The sequence below is a fragment of the Vibrio sp. J383 genome, from assembly GCF_023503985.1.
Lineage (GTDB): Bacteria > Pseudomonadota > Gammaproteobacteria > Enterobacterales > Vibrionaceae > Vibrio > Vibrio splendidus.
In genome coordinates this window covers 1,867,783-1,886,163 of the sequence record NZ_CP097293.1, presented here as the reverse complement: position 1 = coordinate 1,886,163, position 18,381 = coordinate 1,867,783, and the positions used below count along the sequence as shown (strand labels likewise).

Sequence of the window (18,381 nt, the reverse complement as noted above, 5' to 3'; positions counted from 1 at the left end):
TCCTTCCTCACTCCGATGCAAACAAGTTTATTAATAAACAGAACCTTGATATATAGTGTAAACTTTACTTAAAACCTCCATTTCATTTATGAGTTAATAGTAACTCCACCATGATTTGGATGAGTGGCAATAAGAATAGAGGGAACTGAATTTGGACCTTAATCTACTGACGACATTTTTGGCCGTTTACAAACACAGCTCTATCACCGTGGCATCAGAGCAGCTCGATATTTCTCAGCCCGCGGTAAGTGCGGCGATTAAGAGACTCGAAGGTGTTGTGGGCAAGGCTTTATTTGTGAGAGAAGGACGAGGTATCGCACCTACTGGTGCAGCGGTATCACTCGCTAATAAGATAGAAGACCCATTGAACATCATTGGAACGGTTGAGCAGCAAAAGAATGACCTTAAAGTCTATTGCACAGAGAGCTTGCTTCATTTCGTTAGCCAGGTTGAAGGCGTAAGCTTCACGGAAGCGCCGCTCGAAGAGGAAGAACTGTTTGATGCGCTTACTGCACAAAAAGTAGATATCGTCATTGATGTACTTTCGAGTAAGAAACACTCATTGATTGAAGAAACCATCGTCGATGAGGAACCCGTGTGTCTGACTCGAATCAACCACCCTCGAATTGGTGAGACACTGAGTAAAGAAGAGTATTTCCAAGAGGAACATATTGCGCTCAAGATCAAACGCGCCAACATGAACACGGTCGAGTTTTTATCAGAGAGCGATATCGAGCCGCGAAAAGTCAGGATTGAAACCAGCTCAATTTCAAGCATGCTGATTTTGGCAAGCACGACGGATTATATCGCCGCTTCTACTCGCTCTTTTGCAGAAATGCTCGCACCAGCGCTTGGCTTACGTGTTCACCCTATCCCCATCAAATTAAGACCGATCACGTTTCGAATGCTCTATCACCGCCGCTACGCTAAAGACGAACAACACATCAAAACCCGCGAAGCAATCAAATCGGCATTGAGAAAGCATAAATGAAGCTGAGGTTTTAACTAAAGTTAACCCTATTAATATAAATTCAGTTTAATCACATACTCTCCAGCAAGTTAATTCAATAGAACGACACTGGAGAATCCATGAAAAAGCTTAACCTTATTGCTCTACCACTTACGTTACTCAGCAGCGCAGCGTTTGCGACTTCGACTCAAGTTTACATCGAACAAAACGTTGCCTCTAATGCTGCTGATAACGGTGTCTACTCCACAGAAGCTGGCGCATTAATCGATACCTCAGAAAATGGACAAGTCTATATAGGTTTTGATGACCAGGGTTGGCTGGCAGCAGGTTACGGCCACGACTTTCACATCAGCGAGTCTCTCACGTTCAACCTATACGGTGAACTCGGTAAATGGGACAACGGTGAAGAGTTATTAATCGAAGGTATTATCGATTATCAAGTGAACGATAACTTCAATTTATTCAGTGGATTGGGATATAAACAGTCAGGGCAAGTACTCGAAAATGTAAGCGACACGGCGATTAACACCAATAAGTTCATCGCCGGTGCGGGGTACTCACTCTCCGGTTGGGATTTAGCTTACCAATACACTCACGAAAACAGTGATGGATCCAATGGCGGGTTTACCCATGACGGTGACAATATCTATTTTCATCAAGGTGACTACCGTACCAATGAGCACGAAGTCGTTCTCTCTAAAAGCATCGACGACTGGACGCCCTACGTGAAATACACCTACTTCAACACCAACGAGGGTAACCTACAAGTTGGCGACAATCTAATTGGCTCAATTGACAACGACAGCATCATCACTCTTGGTTTGTCTTACGACTTCTAAACATCTCAGATTCAATTCTCATAGGCAGATGGATTTGCCCACCTTTCGAGGGCACTACTATGAAAATGACTCCTCAACGTAACAAAGCCATTAATATCGCTGCAGCGATCAGTATCGTTTTGTTTTCTGCGATTCCCACCTACGCAACTGCTGATCACTTAGATTTGCATTATCAAGAAACCAGCTATCTAGACTCCTCCTTAGTCGAATTCATGACACCAGATTTTGATCAGGGGTATCTTAACGATGAGATTAAAGAAAACCTTATTCTGGAATAATTCGTCAACACATTACAAAACGTAAAAGACCAGAAACTCACGCTTCTGGTCTTCTTATATAGCTCTTGTTTTCTATATAACTCTCATCTTCTTATAGAGCCCTACTCAGCGATTAAGACTCCGTTTCTGAATCACTTTTCTCTAAGCTAATGACGTTCAAAACCGCAAATGCAGAGGCTAAGAATAAGCCTAATATCCAAACAAAATACCACATGAAAAACTCCTTAATACAGTGAATGGCCATTACGTTCGACATACTCGCTATCAAGTCGCCCAAACATGGTTCGATAACTGAACGCGGTATAACACAGAATGATTGGCACCATCACAAACGCCACGCCAGTCATGATGTTCAAGGTCAGCTCACTGGATGTTGAATCCCACAGCGTTAGGCTATTACTCGGGTTAACGCTAGACGGGATAATGAACGGGAACATTGAGAAACCCGCCGTTAAGATGATGCAAGCGTTAGTCAGGCTTGAACTAATAAAAGTAATCGCATCCCATTTCAACCTTGCGCCAATCAAAGCCAGCAATGGAATGGTCACGCTGCCGATCGGTGCAAACCACATCCAAGGGTACGTATCGAAGTTGGTTAACCAAGCGCCTGCTTGTGTAACGACTTCTTTGTTCAAAGGATTTGAAGCCGAGCTATGATCCATCGCACTGACTATCAGATACCCATCAATATGGTTTATCGCCATACAGCCAATCACCATAAGGAAAGCGATAAGTACCGCACTCGCCTGCGTCACCGTTCTTGCCTTTTTGTACACTACGTCTGTGGTTTTCATCATCAACCACGCACCACCTTGTAACAGCGCCATCAATAACCCGACTAGACCACACAAAAGCGCGAATGGGTTGATCAAATCGATAAACGAACCATGGTACTCAACCATCAAGAAGCTATTGAGCGTAAAAGGTAAGCCTTGCATCAAATTGCCAAACGCCACCCCAAACAAGATTGGAGGGAAGAAGCCTGAGAACGAGATTGCCAAGTCACATACTTGTCGCCACTGATCGCTGTCGATCTTTGCTCGATACTCAAGCGCCAAAGGACGCAACCACAATGAGATAAGCACCAAATACATCGCCACATAAAGGCTTGAAAACGATGTCGCATAAACCAAAGGCCAAGCCGCAAACAACGCACCACCTGCGGTAATTAACCAAACTTGGTTACCGTCCCAATGGGGCGCGATGGAGTTAATCATTACTCGTCTTTCAGCGTTCGTTTTACCAATAAACGGTAACAACGCCCCCACTCCCATATCAAAACCATCGGTGATCATAAAACCAATCAGCAGTACACCAATCAGAACCCACCAAATTAAACGCAATGTGTCATATTCGAACATGAGTCAGTCACCTTATTGTTGAACTTGTTGTGCCAATTTGGCTTCAAGTGAAGTTGTATTTTGTTCATAGTGATAGCGACCCGTTTTTAAACTGCTTGGGCCTTTTTTAGCAACGGTAATCATCAAGTAACTTTCAACAATGATAAATACGATATATAGGCTGATAATGAGAGCAAGAGACGTAAGCAGGTTTTCAACGGTTTGAGAAGAAGCCGCGACGGTCACAGGAAGAATTTCACCTACTGCCCAAGGCTGACGACCATATTCCGCAACAAACCAGCCAGCTTCAATGGCAATCCAAGGTAATGGAATTGACCATAGCGCCGCTTTCAGTAACCAAGGCTTTTGCGTAATGTTTTTACGGTAGGTTTGCAGGAAGGCCGCACCAAAAACAAACAACATAATGAAGCCACAACCCACCATGATTCGGAATGACCAGAAAAGTGGCCAGACAGTTGGAATGGAATCATCTGCCGCTTGTTGGATTTGCTGTTCAGTCGCATCGGTTACGGTATCGGTGTAACGCTTAAGTAATAAGCCATAGCCGAGATCGCGCTTGGTTTGATCAAAGGCTTGTTCCGTCTCATAAGAAGTATCGCCTGCTCGTAAACGTTCTAGCAATTCGTAAGCGATGATTCCGTTGCGAATACGGACGAGGTGCTGATCGCGTAGGTCATGAAGGCCAGTGACTTGCTCATCCAAAGATCGCGTTGCAATAATTCCCATCACATAAGGGATTTTGACCGCGAAGTCGGTTTTGCCTTCTTCTTGGTTCGGTAATCCAAACAAGGTAAACGCCGCAGGTGCAGGTTCTGTGTGCCATTCAGCTTCAATAGCGGCCAGCTTTACTTTTTGAACATCGCCCAGTTCATAGCCCGACTCATCACCTAATACGATCACCGAGATAATAGAAGCAATGCCGAACGAAGCTGCAACAGCAAACGAACGTTTTGCAAAAGCAATGTCTCGCCCTTTAAGCAAGTAGTAAGAGCTCACACCAAGGATAAACATTGAGCCACAGGTATACGCTGAGGCCACGGTATGCAGGAATTTAACTTGTGCGACAGGGTTAAGCACCACTTCTGCAAAACTGGTCATTTCCATGCGCATGGTTTGGTAATTGAACTCTGATCCAATTGGATTTTGCATCCAACCATTTGCAACCAAAATCCACAGTGCAGAAAAGCTCGAGCCCAGAGCCACCAGCCAAGTCGCTACAAGGTGTTGGCGTTTCGATAGCCTTTCCCAGCCGAAAAAGAATAAGCCGACAAAGGTGGATTCTAAGAAGAACGCGACAAGCGCTTCGATGGCTAAAGGTGCACCGAAAATATCGCCGACATAGTGAGAATAATAAGACCAGTTGGTGCCAAACTGGAATTCCATGGTTAAACCGGTCGTGACACCCAAGGCAAAGTTAATGCCGAACAGTTTGCCCCAGAATCGGGTCATGTCTTGATAAATTTGTTTACCGGTAAGTACATAGATCGACTCCATGATCGCCAGTAAGCACGACATACCGATAGTCAGAGGGACGAAAAGAAAGTGGAACATAGCGGTTAGCGCAAACTGTAAACGCGACAATTCAACTACATCAAACATTTAAGCTCCAAACATCATAATGATGGCTTTCATATTAAGAATTGGAGCGTATTTCAGCACAGTTCTCACGAACCAAACTAGAACAGGTTGATTGTTAAAAAACAGAACAGATTAAATTATTTGACGAACTATCGGTGAGAGCTTAACTGCACCTGATGGCTTGTGATTCCATTGTCTGAATCAAGCCGCCTAGTGTTTGAATGGCTTCTGCTATTTTGTCGTCACAAGCATACGAACAGTTGAGTCGAATGTGATGAGAGAACTTTTTGTCACTGCTGAATATGATTCCCGGTGCGACAGAGATGTTTTGTTCAAGGGCTAGTTCATACAACTTCTCAACACAAACAGAGTGCGGCAGTTCTATCCAAATGAAGTAGCCACCTTGGCTTTTATGCACCGTCGCACTTGAAGGTAAGCTAGATTCTAACAATGCAATATGTGCCTTCTTCCTTTCATTCAAAAGCTTGCGAAGTTTTTTAAGATGGTTGTCATAACTATAAAATGTCAGATAGTGAGACAGCCCAAGTTGGATAGGAATACTGCTTGAGAGTGTCGAAAGATGCTGCAGCCTTTGAATCTTTAACGCTTGTTTCCTTGCAACTACCCAACCGATTCGAAAGCCAGGCGACAATGATTTGGAAAACGAACCACACAACATGATTTGCTCGCCAGTGTCATAGGCTTTAGCAGGCAATGAGCTTTGATTACCAACGTGCAGTTCTCGATACACATCGTCTTCAATCATCGGGATCTTATGTTGATTCACCAACTCGGCCAATCGCTGCTTGTTGCTATCACTCATCGAATAGCCAACCGGGTTTTGCGACTCCGTCATGAACCAACATGCTTTGATGTCCATTGAAGCGAACACCGACTCCAACACATCCAAATCAATCCCTGTTGTCGGGTCTGTTGGAATCTCAACAGCAGTGAGGTTTAGTCTTTCAATAGTCTGTAACACACCGTAAAACGCTGGGTACTCTATCGCAACTAAGTCACCCGGCTCGGCACAGGATTGTAGGCATAAGTTAAGTGCCTCCATCGCCCCAGAAGTAATCACAATATCGTCAGGTAGGACGTTCAAGCCTTGAACTTGATAGCGTTGGGCAATTTGTCTACGAAGTGTTTCACTGCCTGGAGGCAAATTGGTGAGCATGCTGTTATCGGGCATTTGGCGGCTGGCATTGGCTAAACTGCGCGACAATGCTTGATGCGGAAACAAAGCAGGATCTGGGAATGCCGAGCTAAGTGGAATGATGCTAGGGTCTTTGGCACGTTGGAGCACATCGTAAAGCAAGTCACTGATTTTAACAGGATACGGTTTGATGGCTTTTTGTTGTGCGAGTTCTGAGGTGAACACATTTCTGCGCGGTAACACGAAATAACCAGATTTAGGCTTCGAGCGCACATAGCCTTGGTCTTCAAGCTGTTGATAGGCTTGCAGTACCGTCTCGATGCTGAGTTTATAGCGCTTACACGCATCTCTAATTGATGGGATCTTCTCACCACTCAACCAGATGTTTTGCTCTATCTGATTCTTAATTGTATTGGCGAGTATCTGTGATTTTTTCATCAAAAAGTTCTTTCTTATCCAGTGCGCTTAAGCTTCCCGAACTCCCGATATTCAAAGCATTCGAGGTGAACTGAGCATTCGAGGTAAACCAAAGCCCTACCCTAAACGCAATTCTCTTCACGGTCGACTTGTTTATCTCTCCCATAAGAAAAGACACCGCACTCATCAATAAAGTGTGGTGTCTTAGTTATTTAGTTATTTAGTTACTTAGTTTAGATTAACTAGCCGACTAGTTAGCTGGACGCCACACGCCCCACTGATCATTTTCGTAGGTCGCTTTAGGGTTTGTACCACCTTGAACCCACCATTGCGCTTTCCACGACTGGTTCGAATACGTCACTACTTCACCGCCTAGGTAAGTTGCTGATGAATCCCATGAGCCTGGGTCTGGCGTAGGGTCAGGAGTCGGATCAGGATCCGGCGTTGGATCTGGGTCTGGTGTTACACCACCGTCATCGGCAATTACTTCAAAAGTGAAGGTTTCAACACTGTCGCTTTCAATCGAGCTAGCCATAAACGATAGAGTTTCGTTTGCAGTGATGCCAGTGGTATCAACTACGATAGAAGCCGTGCCGTTATTTTGAATGCTTACTGAAGAGCCTTGAGTTTGAGTTAATGTCGCCGCTTCGCTTGTTGCAATCACAACTTTGTCGCCAGCATTCACTACGTTGTCACTCTTCACTAGCTCGTAGATGTCACCTTTCAATGGTTCAACACCACCATCGCCACCGTCAATCAGCGTTAGCTGACCAGAAGCGCGGCTATCCTTTGAGTTGAAGAAGTTACGTGAAGGGTCGTTTTGGAAGTACATGTAGTGCTGCATTTCAGCGTGCCAATCACCAATGAAAATCGCACCGTCTTTGAACTCTTCATGCCAGCCGTTAATTTCTGAAGCCAACAAACGAGCCCAATCGTTAACGTTTGAAGCGTCGATGACGATGTCGAAGCTACGCGCTACTTCACCATACTTGTTGATGATGTCGTACTTAACGGTGTCGCCAACTTGTGGAGTACCAAAACCTTCTGAAATGAATAGGTCGCCACGTACGAGATCAGGCTCAGGACCCGGCTCTGGTGGAGGGGTTGTACCACCTGCGATAGTGATGTCAGAACAGTTATAGAAGCCTTCACCCGCGGCATCATCACGTTGCCAACGTACGTATAAGATTGCGTCGCCAGAGCGGTCTGAAGGAATCGTCACGTTGATACGGTATTTGCCACCGCTTACAGGAACATTCCCAACTTCTTGGATAAGGTCTAAGTCCCCCCACGCTAGGCCTTTGCTCAGGTCTGCGTTTGGTTTCGTTAGGTAGAATTCCCAGAATGACGGGTTGTGTGGTGCAGTCGCGTTGAATACATATTCAAATGTACCAGTATTTAGCTCGGTGCGAGTCCAGCCTGTATGAGGTGCACCCATGCCGCGTTTTTGCGAATCATTGGCGTAACATAACGTGCCGTCAGGAATCGCCGCTTTTACAGCGTTGATGTTGTTGAAATCTTGGATATTTTTCGCATACTCGTTACGTTGAACGAACGGGTAAGAGCCAGAAATATCTTTCGCTTGAGCACATGCTGCATTCGGTGGTGTACCTGACCAAACTCCGCCTTGCTCGTAACACGTGTTCTGACGTGCGCTTGGAAATTCAGACCAGCCATGAGCGTTTGCCACTGATGGCACACTCGATAGCATAGCCATACCCACTGCTATTTTAAGAATATTATTATTTGTTGTTTTCACTTTCCCACTCTCTATTATTTTATCCTGAACACAACATCAATTGATCACTTATCAATCAAAATTGCACTTCGAAGGTTTATAGTTTTTGTTTGAAGAACAACGAAAATATATACGTCAATTTTATCAATAACAGCGGGTTTTATATTGATAGGAATCAGCATCACACAACTCAAACAAATGCGTTGTAGATAGATGATGTTGCTTCGAATTATTGGATCTCAGTATTCTGTGTTGATTAAGGGAACAATATTCAAAGTGAATAAAAAAGCGGCTGAATAAATAAGCCGCTTGGAAGTTTGTATATCGAATAGAGAACCGAGCTTAGTCGATTGATGACATATTAATCTAACTTTTTCCATTGTTGCTCAATCCAATTTACTAGCTGGCGGTAAATAATTAAGCATGCTGTTACCTGGTTAGAAGTAACACGAAACCTGGTTACCGAATAAGACGAGTAACCACCTATTGAAGTAGGTGGTTTTAAAATAAACTTAAGGACAGTTCCGTTAGAATTGATAATTAAACTCTAGACGTTGATCCCCTTCAAAATACGCTTGGTCTTGAGTCCAATTAGCATAATAGCGGGCATTAAATCGCGGTGTAAATTGATAAGAAAGAGACAATTCATTCGTGAGAATATTACTATCTCCGCCAAAGCCCTGATTAACGAACCCGTCTGAGCCAGCAATCGATGTCAACCACATTGGGTTGTAGTTAATCCAAATTTTGTCTGTGACTGTAATTTTGCTGTACATACCGACAACACCGTATACGCCAGGAATTGTATAACCGATTGACTTATCGATGTCGTATTCTCCAGATTCAGTGTCGATCGTTTTTGTAAACTGCCCGTTCATAATTCGAGCACCCACGCCAGCTAGAGGGTATAGCTGTATAGCACCCCATTTAGGCAAGGCTTGAATGAAACTATATGACGCATCTAGCTCTTCGCGCTCAACGTTATAGTTTAAGTCGATTTGTTTACCACGGCCATTCGTCGTATTAACGGTAAAATTTCGAAAGCGCAGGGTATCAATGCTATTATCTCGCGAATCTGAACCTGACCAACCGAGCCATTCCCCCGCAATACCTTTAACCTCGATGACATTCATCCCCATCAAGATATCACTGCCAGTATCATAAGATTGCCCTACTTTCAGGTTGAGTCCCTTATTAGTCACACCGAAACCTGCTTGAGTATAAACGGCCAATGGATCTGACATATCTTGTGGTTGTTGAGTTGATCGTTTCGTTGGTTGTTTTTGCGGTGCAGATGATTGTTTACCTGCTGTTTGTGATGGCAAGCTTTGATCAACAAGCTCTTGTGAAGTACTTGCTGAAGACATAGCTTCATTCGGTTGAGCCAATACATTTGATGCTAAACACAATAATGCAATAGATGTAGCGATCGCTTTGATTTTCATGTTACTTCTCTCTAAAATCTTATAGTCCAAAAAAAAGCGACTCCTTAAGGAGTCGCTCGGCATATCAACAACATTAATTAGTTTGGTAGTACAAGGTTGATGTCATTCGCTTTGTTATGGTCAAACAAGCTAAAGAATGTATCAACTGACTGGCTATCGCCTTCGATATTAGCTTTACTCACATCACCCGATGCGAAATAACCTAATACGTCTAGCTTGTTACCACTCAATGTTGCATCCGCTTCAGGATCTTGCTGTAGAGAGAAGACAGCAATTTCATTACGCACGGTATAGTTCGCCACCTCTCCTGTATCCGACACTTTAATATTAATTGATAATTCTTTACCTTGGGCACGGTCAGCGTTTAGATTTACACGTGCTGTTTCCAAGATTTTTGTTGTTGGTAGTACTTTTACGATTGCTGGATTAGCAAAGTCCCATGCCACTGAGCGATCTAGTGTGCCATCAAGCTCGCCAGCATTCGAAATCGCAAAACCTCTCCAGTATATGTTCGTCTGTTCATAGCCCCACTCACGCAGTGCTTCCGCTTTTAATGTACGCGCTTCCATGTTTTCTGGATCGACATTGTTAACATGTGTTAGTACTTCGGCAGCCCAGCCATAGTTTTTCTCTTCAAAGGCTTTTTCGGCAATATCAATAACCTTATCTTCACCGCCCATAGCATCTACGTAATCTTGAGCCATCTCTTTAACGCCAGGTCGTGCTAATTTAGTTGCATCACCATCCCACCAGCCAAGGTAACCGTTGTAAATGTTGCGTACAGAATGCGCAACAGTACCGTAGTACTCACCTAACCAAGGGTCGTTAGCCAAGTTGTCTGGAAGAACCACTTTTTCAGCTAACTCATCGCGTTTAATACCGCGGTTTATGTGGTAGATAGATTGGTCATGCACATATTGAATTGCATCGCGATAATTAGTAATACGTTCATTGATAAAGTCATGCCCTACCCAAGCACGCATATGTGAGCCACTGTACGTTTCTGATTTTTCCGCATACTCAGACAGTGTATCGATGCCTTCATACCATTTTTGAACATCACGATATTTGGTGCCGCGCAATGTATATAAGTTAGGGAAAGTTTCACCTTGAATGGTTTCACTACCATGAACGTGCTTAAACTGCGGGAAGTAAATATCGACTTCATCATCACCCGCATCGCCATACGCACCAAAGATTTCCATTTCAATACCTGAAACATTAATTTTCAGTGGATCATCATTACTGACTAATACATTCGGCATGAAAAAAGAGACTGGACCGGCTGTAAACGTAGGGCCTAAACCATAGTGCGCAGGACCACCTTTTTCACCTTTAGGCAAATATACACTAGCGTATGCCGTGCGCTGAGTGAGGATACTTCCCGTAACACCAACATCGTTCACGAGGTTTGGAATAAAGTTATCTGAAGCTATAATTTTCACTTCACCCGACGCAACTTGGTCTTCTGTTACGCCCCAACCCGCAGCGCCAAAGGCATGGTCTGGGTGACGGTGAGTATAAATAACCGCTTTTACTGGAAGTGTGGAGAATTGATTAAATGCTTCCATTGACTCTTTGGCCGCTGTATCGTTTTCGCCTGGGTCAACAATAATTAAACCATCATTACCAACAGCAACTAACGTTGATGCAAGTTGAAAACCAGAAATTGAATACAGTTTACCTGGAGCAATCTCTTGGATTTTTGGCGCCATTTGTTTAGCAAATTCAGTCATTGCAACTGGCATGTATTCTGAATTTTCAATAAATGCTCGGTTGTGGTCTGCGTCTTCCCAAACCACTTTTGCTAGATGACTTTGTACTGCTTCACTGGTGAAGAACGTTGGGTCAGAACTGCGAACCAAGTTCTGGTCCATCGCTAATGCTGAGCTAGCCGTTGTGGTTAATAGTGCAAAGCAAATCGACTGCGTTAATAATGTTGACGGTTTCATAATAAATATCTCTCTTGAATTTGGCGGGTTCGACCATTCGGCCCGTCGATGAGAGAGATATTAAGTTCAAACCATTAATCAATCGATAGCCTTAAACTTAAATAACAATTAAGCAATACTTAACTGTTGTTTTGGGTCGTATTGATTAGGGCCTCACGCAACCATTGATGCCCCTTATCGTTATCTTGCGAGCGATGCCAAGTCATATAAACAGGCATAGGCTCCGCTTTGAAGGGCAGTTCGAATACTTGATATTTGCCGCTGCCAGTTACCTTATCGACCAACGACCGAGCGCTTACACACAACCAATCCGTCCCACTCGTCAATGATATACCCGTTAAACTTGAACCCGTTCGATACGCCACTTTCCGTTCACGTAAAGGCGCATGTGCAACTGAGTTTAATGCATGATTGTCCATTCGTTGAGTTTGCCACAAAACATGATGTTCAGAGAAAAACTGTTCGATATTCATACTACTTTGTATGCGAGGGTGATTAACACTTAACACCACAACAAGATCCTCTTCAAACAGCTTCAAGTTGTGATAACTATGCTCTTCTAGTGGGACAGTCGACAAAATAATATCGACTTTGCGTTGGCGTAAATCATCTTGTCGAACTTGTTCACTGATGTGCTCAATATCCGCTTCTATCGTCGCACTTGGTGCAAATTCAGCTCGATATTGAGTCAAACGAGGAACAACAAGTAGGTCAATATCTTTATGGCTAGAAATTCGAAAAGTACGATGACTCTTTAAAGCATTAAAATGCTGCCGCGATTTGGCTCCATTGATCAATAAACTTAATGGTTCTTGCACTTCCGCGTGCAGCTCCACAGCAAAATTAGTTGGCGCAATCCCGCGTCCTTCACGAATAAAGAGTGGATCATTATACTGCTCTCTCAATCGGTTGAGTGATTGACTGACAGCGGGGGCGGAAATACCTAACGCTTCGGCGGCGACGTTAACGCTGCGAGCTTTCATCACAGCATCAAACGTTTTCAACAAATTGAGATCCATAATGATGACCTTACACAATTGTGACTGTTAACTAATACTTAGCATTAAACACTATCAATCGAAAGCAATACTTAACCTAAAATTGCTTGATAACTCAGGTTCTCGTTAAGAAATGCCAGCCATAAAAAAGCTCAGTGTAAACACTGAGCATTCGTGACAACAAAGCTATCGCTTTAACCGCTTGCCTAACTTAAAACTCAATAACGGCTGTGCATACCAAAATGATGGGACAAGTTATCGTCCATACTGCCGCCTTTCCAGCCGCCTCCACCTAATAGATTAAGTACATCACGGGCTGTGTAATTATCGCCACCGAAGAAGTCATTAGATACATCATTACGTAGCAAATGAATCGTTGGAGCCAATTCAACGGCAAGATCTTGTGGATCAGCAAACAAAGCTAAAGCAATCTGTTGTTGGCGTTTGCTCAGTTCACGAGAACTCGTTTCAACCTGTCCAATCGAGAAGAAATCACGACTGCCATACGCTTTAACCAACTTGGCAGAAAGTAACTTGATGACCTTTTTGATTCTTCGTCGCTGAATATATCTAAACATATAGGTTGCCTTGTATTGATGAGCCTAAGTTAACCAAACAATAGATAAGTTTGATTATCGACTAAAATACTTTTGACTTCAGTGTTGAATACGGACTCTAGCTGCTCAGGGGTGAGCACTTGTTCTGCACTACCTGATGCTTGAAGTACGCCTTTGTCGAGTAGCAGTACTTGGTCTGCGTGTCTTAGGGTTCTGTTCAGGTCGTGGTTTGCCATAATCACAGCGATACCCTTCTCTGCTACTCGTTCGATAAGCTTATACAGTAGCGCTTCTTGAGCAATATCCAATGGAGCTGCGGGTTCATCGAGGATCAGCAGCTTTGCATAAGGGTTAAGTGTCGGCCAAATTTGCAGGCACATTCCCGCCAAACGAACGCGTTGCCATTCTCCACCAGACAGTGTCTGAATTGAACGATGAAGTTTGTCTGCGATGTCCAACATCTGACTAATTTCTTCCAAAGCTGCGTTGATTTCAGCATCAAGGCCGTGTGAGGAGCTTGGCAATGACAACGCAAGGTATTGAAACACTTCCAGGTTGAAGGCTGGCCTTGCGCTTTGACACAGATAAGCACGATGTAATGATAAGTCTTGTAACGACAACGCTGATAAGTCTTGCCCGTCGAGCTTGATATCGCCTTTATAGCCATCACCAATACCAGATATCGCTTCGAGTAAGGTACTTTTACCGCTGCCATTCGGGCCGATAACGTGGGTCACCTGCCCTTGCGTGAGCTCAAATGATAGCGGTAATAAACGAGCGCCGACGCTCAGGCTCTTAATTTGAATCATGATTTTTAATTAACATCCAAATGAAGATAGGCGCACCGATACTGGTAGTCATCACACCCAAAGGTAGCTCTGCAGAATCGAGTAATGTACGCGCGCAAATATCAGCAAACACCAGCAATGCTGCACCAGCTACGGCAGACAAAGGAAGAAGGTATCGGTTGTCAGTACCAATCGCTAAACGCAACAAGTGTGGCACAACCAAGCCAACAAAGCTGATCACGCCGCCTAAGGCAACCGCGCAGCCGACTAAAATAGACACAGCAAAGATTAGACGCCAGCGTAATCTCGGAACGTTCACGCCTAACTGTGCAGCATGAGTCTCGCCAATCATTAACTTATCTAGCTTACTACCTTGCAGGCACAACCAAATAATCACGGGTATCATCACTAAAGTGAGCGAGTGTTGATACCAAGTGACACCACCCAAGCTGCCCATTAGCCAATACATCAACAAGCGTAGACTGAGGTCATCACTAAAATAGAACGCCCATGTCACCATCGCACCAGAAAGAATGCCCAACGCGACACCGACTAGCAGTAATTTAGCCGTGGTAAGCCGCATCGTTTTTACCATGCTCACTAGAATCACGGTAAAACAAAGTGAACCTAAAACGGCGGCAATCATGAACAGTTCTGGTGTAGGAGCAAACGGCAGGAAGAACAGTACGATAACCATCGCCAAGCTTGCGCCACCAGAAATGCCGAGCACACCTGGCTCTGCTAATACATTACCCAATAAGACTTGTAGGCTTGCGCCAGATACAGCTAACCCTGCCCCTATGGCAATAGCCGCCAATAATCGAGGTAAGCGTAAATCAACCAGTAGTTTTTGTTCTAACGTGGACAAGGTGCCCAGAGGGGAAATGAAAAGATCGCCAACCATTAGGTAAATCGCACTCAGCGCGACAAGCAGTGTTGCCATCAGATAAATGGCTCGGGTCCATTTGCGCTGTTTTTGGTGAAGAAGTTGTTGGAAATCCATATCAAGCTACTTTGAAATTGTTCGCGTAACCTTACCTGTATCCCTAAATAAACTCAAGGCTCACACCGTAATGTGAACCTTGATATTTCAACCAGTTGAGCGGTTGTTTTCGTCGCTTTAACCCAGCTCGCTATTAATCGTATACAAGCTGACCGTGGTCGAATCGTGTTTCAACTTCGCACACCATTAAGGCCGCTCGTTGACCAATGGCCACGTTTCGATTTGGGAACACCACGGCTTCGTTTTCATTCTTCGCCATCAATGGTTTATCACCATCATGACCGAACACTTCACCGTGCTTAAACGCGGTAAAATTCTCAACGTCATCAGAGAACATGAAATCAAAGTCATCATGCAAGCGAACAATCGTTCGGCTTACGCGATAGGTAATGGTTTTCTTTGGTAAATGCTCTGGTTCTATTTCAGCAATCAGGTTGCGCATCGCCAGGTCAAAAGCAGTGAGCTTATCAAGCTGGTTCTCACCAATTCGCGCGACCTGCCCTAGCTCCATTGTCAGTGCTTGAGCTGCAAAATTTTCAGCGCTGTACCAACTGAAGGTGCTGGTTGGTGCGTTCGACAACAACACCGCTTCAACATGCGCACTATTAATGAAATCAAACAGCTCTTTATTGCGAACTTCGTGGCGAACCTTAGGGCTCACGGCGAACGAATAATGCTTAGACAAGCGGATCGCACAATGCAGGTCTAAGTGCCAGCGAGTTGCGGGTTCCGTCTGCTTATAAAACTCAGTAACCAATAACTTCAAGTTCTTCGCAATATCCACTTCTCGATTGCTTTCGTGCTGTTTTTCATCAAACAAACGATTCATGTTCACATCAAGAAAACGAGTATGCGCGTTGGTTGCTTCTGGGTGAGCAATAATAAACAGGCATCTCGCATTCACTTCCTGGAAGCCTGTTTCAATATCCTCAATGAGCTTATCAATCAGCTCCATTGGTGAAGTTTCGTCGCCATGAACACCTGTTGAAAAGATGATGTTTTTGGTTTCAGAATTATACTCAGCGGGAATCACTTCCAATACACCGCGTTGATGAAGCTTAATTTGAACACCGTTACTCAGTACGGTCTGTCCTGCAACCACTTCTTGCTCAAGATCTAGGCTGTCAAAAAGAAATGATTGGCGAAAGAGGGTCTTCGTCATGCGTTACTCCTTAATTGCACGGCCGTATGTTAATAAATTGTACATAGAAATTGTGTTGCTAGGATCGCACTTATCAATAGAAACTCCGTTATCACTCACAAATACTACCCATATATTTTTATATTACCTGCTGACTTTACTAACCGACATCTGTTCCAAATAACTTTCTCTATTTAAAGCAACTTTTGGTTGTCTCAGCTTTTCTCAAGTTATCTCAGCAAGATAAGAGCCACGTAAGCTAACACAGCTCTTACCTGCCATGAACAGATTGAGATCAATTAATCTTCCTGATCGAGCAATCTTTCAAATTCATCGATTTGAACTTTGACCATGTCGATGCTTTGTTGCCAAAAATCAGCTTGAGTCAGATCCATTCCTAAGTGCTTTTGAACGACTTCTTCCGCCATCATGCTACCCGTATCACGAAGCAACGACACGTAATCGCCGTAGAATTGCTCACCTTTCGCATCGCGCTGAGCGTAAACACCTTTACTGAACAGATAACCGAACAGGTATGGATAGTTATAAAAGCTCACTTGAGAGATGCTGAAGTGCAGCTTACTTGCCCAGAAGTAAGGGTCGGCTTCTGTCATTGCATCGCCGTACCACTCTTTCCAAGTCGTCTCCATCAGGTCACACAGCTGCTGAGCCGTGAGTTCGCCTTTTTCACGCTGCTCGTAGAAGGCTTTCTCAAACTCAAAACGAACGGGAATGTTCACCATTAATGCCAAAGAAGAAGAAAGCTCTTCCCACAGCATTTCAAGTTTCTCATTGCGTGTTTGTGCTTGTTTTAACAAATGGTCACGAACGATGTTTTCAGCGAAGATTGACGCGGTTTCTGCTAGCGTCATTGGGTAGCGTGTTTGACACAACGGCATGTCTTTCATCACCCAGTTGTGGAACGCGTGGCCTAGCTCGTGCGCCAATGTCATTAAGTCTGAGCGGCTACCACTCCATGTCATGAACACAAGCGGGGTGCGTGTCGCAGCAAATTTAGTGCAGTACGCACCTAGACGTTTATTGGCTGCTGGAGCGGCATCAATCCAACCGTTCTCAACCATTAATGCGACGAAATCAGCCATCTCTGGATTTACTTCAGCGAAGGCGGTTTTGATCACATCGATCGCTTCATCAAATGGATAAACCTTAGATTCGCTGTCACCCAGCGGTGGCATCGCTGCTAAATGGTTCCAAGGCTTCATTTCATCGAGCCCGTGAACTCTTGCCATTAACAGGCCTGCTTTCTGGCCTACTGCTCGATTTGCCTTTGCTACCGACATCATGGTGTCTAGCGTTTCTGGCACAATGCGGCTGCCGTGTAGGCTTGGATCTAGGAAATGTACATCGCTAATCTTCGAGCGCTTTTTGTTTTCAGTCAGTCGCCAACCCGCCAATGCATTTAGGATCGAAGCAAAAGACTCTTGATGCGTTTTCATCGCACCTTGAACGGCGCGCCATGCTGGTTCTTGTTTGTCGAATTCGCTGCCGTACAACAGGCTCGCAGCTTGTGAAAAACCTAGAGCTTCGTCTTCACCGTCCAGCTTTAGCGATAGTTTTAAAGAACCGGTTAGGTTGTCGTATAAACGACCCCATCCGTCACGGCCATCAACCTTCATCGCCGCTAACAACTGCTCTTCAGCAACACTGAGTCGGCTGCTTGATAACTTACGTGAGCTTTCAATCGCAAAGCGTTGCCCTGCAACATCCGCGCTCTCATGCTCTAATACTGCATCAATAAATTCTGGCTCTGCGTGAATTAGCGTGTCTTCGTAAGGGCTGAACGCTTGAGACATTTCAGAGTTCAGCTTCGCTACACGACCAAGCAGTGCTTTGGCTTCTGTGTGCGTCGCGTCTACCGATGCGTGACAATTAGCGAAGGTGTTGATTGTGCTCAGTAACGTGCCTGCCGCTTCAGAAGTTTGAATGGCGTTTTGCATCGCTAGGATAATATGACGCTTTTCAACGTGTAGGTACAACAGCTCAATACATTGTTGAATGAGTTCAATGTCCTGTTCGATTTTTGCATCATTAAGATCGCGATAAGCAATGCTTAGATCCCAACTCGGTGTTGTCATGACTAAATTCCTTTCACGTAGGTAGTAATACCAATCTGGTATAGCGGCTGTAAACGCCGCTTTA

Annotated in this window: 16 protein-coding genes; 3 read left to right on the top strand and 13 right to left on the bottom strand. The window is 44.4% G+C overall.

All coding sequences use genetic code 11. The annotated features are described in order from the left end of the window. Positions 1 to 151: 151 nt before the first annotated feature. The 3 genes from M4S28_RS08495 to M4S28_RS08485 all read left to right on the top strand — a co-directional run bounded on the left by M4S28_RS08495 (position 152) and on the right by M4S28_RS08485 (position 2,087). Positions 152 to 991, top strand: a complete 840-nt coding sequence (locus tag M4S28_RS08495; RefSeq protein WP_017068280.1) for a LysR family transcriptional regulator — start codon at positions 152 to 154, stop codon at positions 989 to 991. A gap of 98 nt (positions 992 to 1,089) precedes the next feature. Continuing rightward, positions 1,090 to 1,809 (top strand): hypothetical protein, encoded by a 720-nt coding sequence (locus M4S28_RS08490; protein ID WP_249631574.1) that lies wholly within the window; start codon positions 1,090 to 1,092, stop codon positions 1,807 to 1,809. Positions 1,810 to 1,868: 59 nt separating this feature from the next. Next, positions 1,869 to 2,087, top strand: coding sequence for a hypothetical protein (locus M4S28_RS08485; RefSeq protein ID WP_249631573.1), 219 nt, complete (start codon positions 1,869 to 1,871; stop codon positions 2,085 to 2,087). 112 nt (positions 2,088 to 2,199) lie between these two features. Here M4S28_RS08485 and cydX read toward each other — a convergent pair whose 3' ends face one another. From cydX to M4S28_RS08420, 13 genes are all read right to left on the bottom strand, one after another. Continuing rightward, the gene (gene cydX / locus M4S28_RS08480) at positions 2,200 to 2,301 is read right to left on the bottom strand and encodes a cytochrome bd-I oxidase subunit CydX (protein ID WP_017083482.1); all 102 of its coding nucleotides are present in this window, start codon (positions 2,299 to 2,301) and stop codon (positions 2,200 to 2,202) included. Between the two features lie 10 nt (positions 2,302 to 2,311). Beyond that, a complete protein-coding gene (gene cydB / locus M4S28_RS08475) occupies positions 2,312 to 3,448 on the bottom strand; it encodes a cytochrome d ubiquinol oxidase subunit II (RefSeq protein ID WP_249631572.1) in 1,137 nt (378 codons plus the stop codon). A gap of 12 nt (positions 3,449 to 3,460) precedes the next feature. Further along, a complete protein-coding gene (locus tag M4S28_RS08470) occupies positions 3,461 to 5,047 on the bottom strand; it encodes a cytochrome ubiquinol oxidase subunit I (RefSeq protein WP_249631571.1) in 1,587 nt (528 codons plus the stop codon). A 142-nt stretch (positions 5,048 to 5,189) separates the two neighbouring features. Then, the gene (locus M4S28_RS08465) at positions 5,190 to 6,620 is read right to left on the bottom strand and encodes an aminotransferase-like domain-containing protein (protein WP_249631570.1); all 1,431 of its coding nucleotides are present in this window, start codon (positions 6,618 to 6,620) and stop codon (positions 5,190 to 5,192) included. A 229-nt stretch (positions 6,621 to 6,849) separates the two neighbouring features. Next, positions 6,850 to 8,316 carry a lytic polysaccharide monooxygenase gene (locus M4S28_RS08460; RefSeq protein ID WP_503031264.1) on the bottom strand — a complete coding sequence of 489 codons (1,467 nt, stop codon included), beginning with the start codon at positions 8,314 to 8,316 and terminating at the stop codon, positions 6,850 to 6,852. Between the two features lie 548 nt (positions 8,317 to 8,864). After that, on the bottom strand, positions 8,865 to 9,782 hold the full coding sequence (locus M4S28_RS08455) for a hypothetical protein (RefSeq protein ID WP_445329527.1): 918 nt from the start codon (positions 9,780 to 9,782) through the stop codon (positions 8,865 to 8,867). A gap of 77 nt (positions 9,783 to 9,859) precedes the next feature. Further along, positions 9,860 to 11,734 (bottom strand): alkyl sulfatase dimerization domain-containing protein, encoded by a 1,875-nt coding sequence (locus M4S28_RS08450; protein ID WP_249631569.1) that lies wholly within the window; start codon positions 11,732 to 11,734, stop codon positions 9,860 to 9,862. A 119-nt stretch (positions 11,735 to 11,853) separates the two neighbouring features. Continuing rightward, positions 11,854 to 12,753, bottom strand: a complete 900-nt coding sequence (locus M4S28_RS08445) for a LysR family transcriptional regulator (RefSeq protein WP_102576998.1) — start codon at positions 12,751 to 12,753, stop codon at positions 11,854 to 11,856. A 197-nt stretch (positions 12,754 to 12,950) separates the two neighbouring features. Beyond that, positions 12,951 to 13,310 (bottom strand): DUF6559 family protein, encoded by a 360-nt coding sequence (locus M4S28_RS08440; protein WP_249631568.1) that lies wholly within the window; start codon positions 13,308 to 13,310, stop codon positions 12,951 to 12,953. A gap of 29 nt (positions 13,311 to 13,339) precedes the next feature. Beyond that, entirely contained in the window at positions 13,340 to 14,098 is a 759-nt protein-coding gene (btuD, locus tag M4S28_RS08435; protein WP_249631567.1) for a vitamin B12 ABC transporter ATP-binding protein BtuD, read from the bottom strand. Further along, positions 14,085 to 15,080, bottom strand: a complete 996-nt coding sequence (btuC, locus tag M4S28_RS08430) for a vitamin B12 ABC transporter permease BtuC (protein WP_108185537.1) — start codon at positions 15,078 to 15,080, stop codon at positions 14,085 to 14,087. The genes btuD and btuC overlap by 14 nt, the downstream gene beginning before the upstream one ends. Before the next feature lie 133 nt (positions 15,081 to 15,213). Continuing rightward, complete coding sequence (locus M4S28_RS08425) at positions 15,214 to 16,242, bottom strand: succinylglutamate desuccinylase (RefSeq protein WP_249631566.1); 1,029 nt, start codon at positions 16,240 to 16,242, stop codon at positions 15,214 to 15,216. Between the two features lie 278 nt (positions 16,243 to 16,520). Continuing rightward, positions 16,521 to 18,317 carry a M3 family oligoendopeptidase gene (locus M4S28_RS08420; protein WP_249631565.1) on the bottom strand — a complete coding sequence of 599 codons (1,797 nt, stop codon included), beginning with the start codon at positions 18,315 to 18,317 and terminating at the stop codon, positions 16,521 to 16,523. Positions 18,318 to 18,381 lie beyond the last annotated feature (64 nt).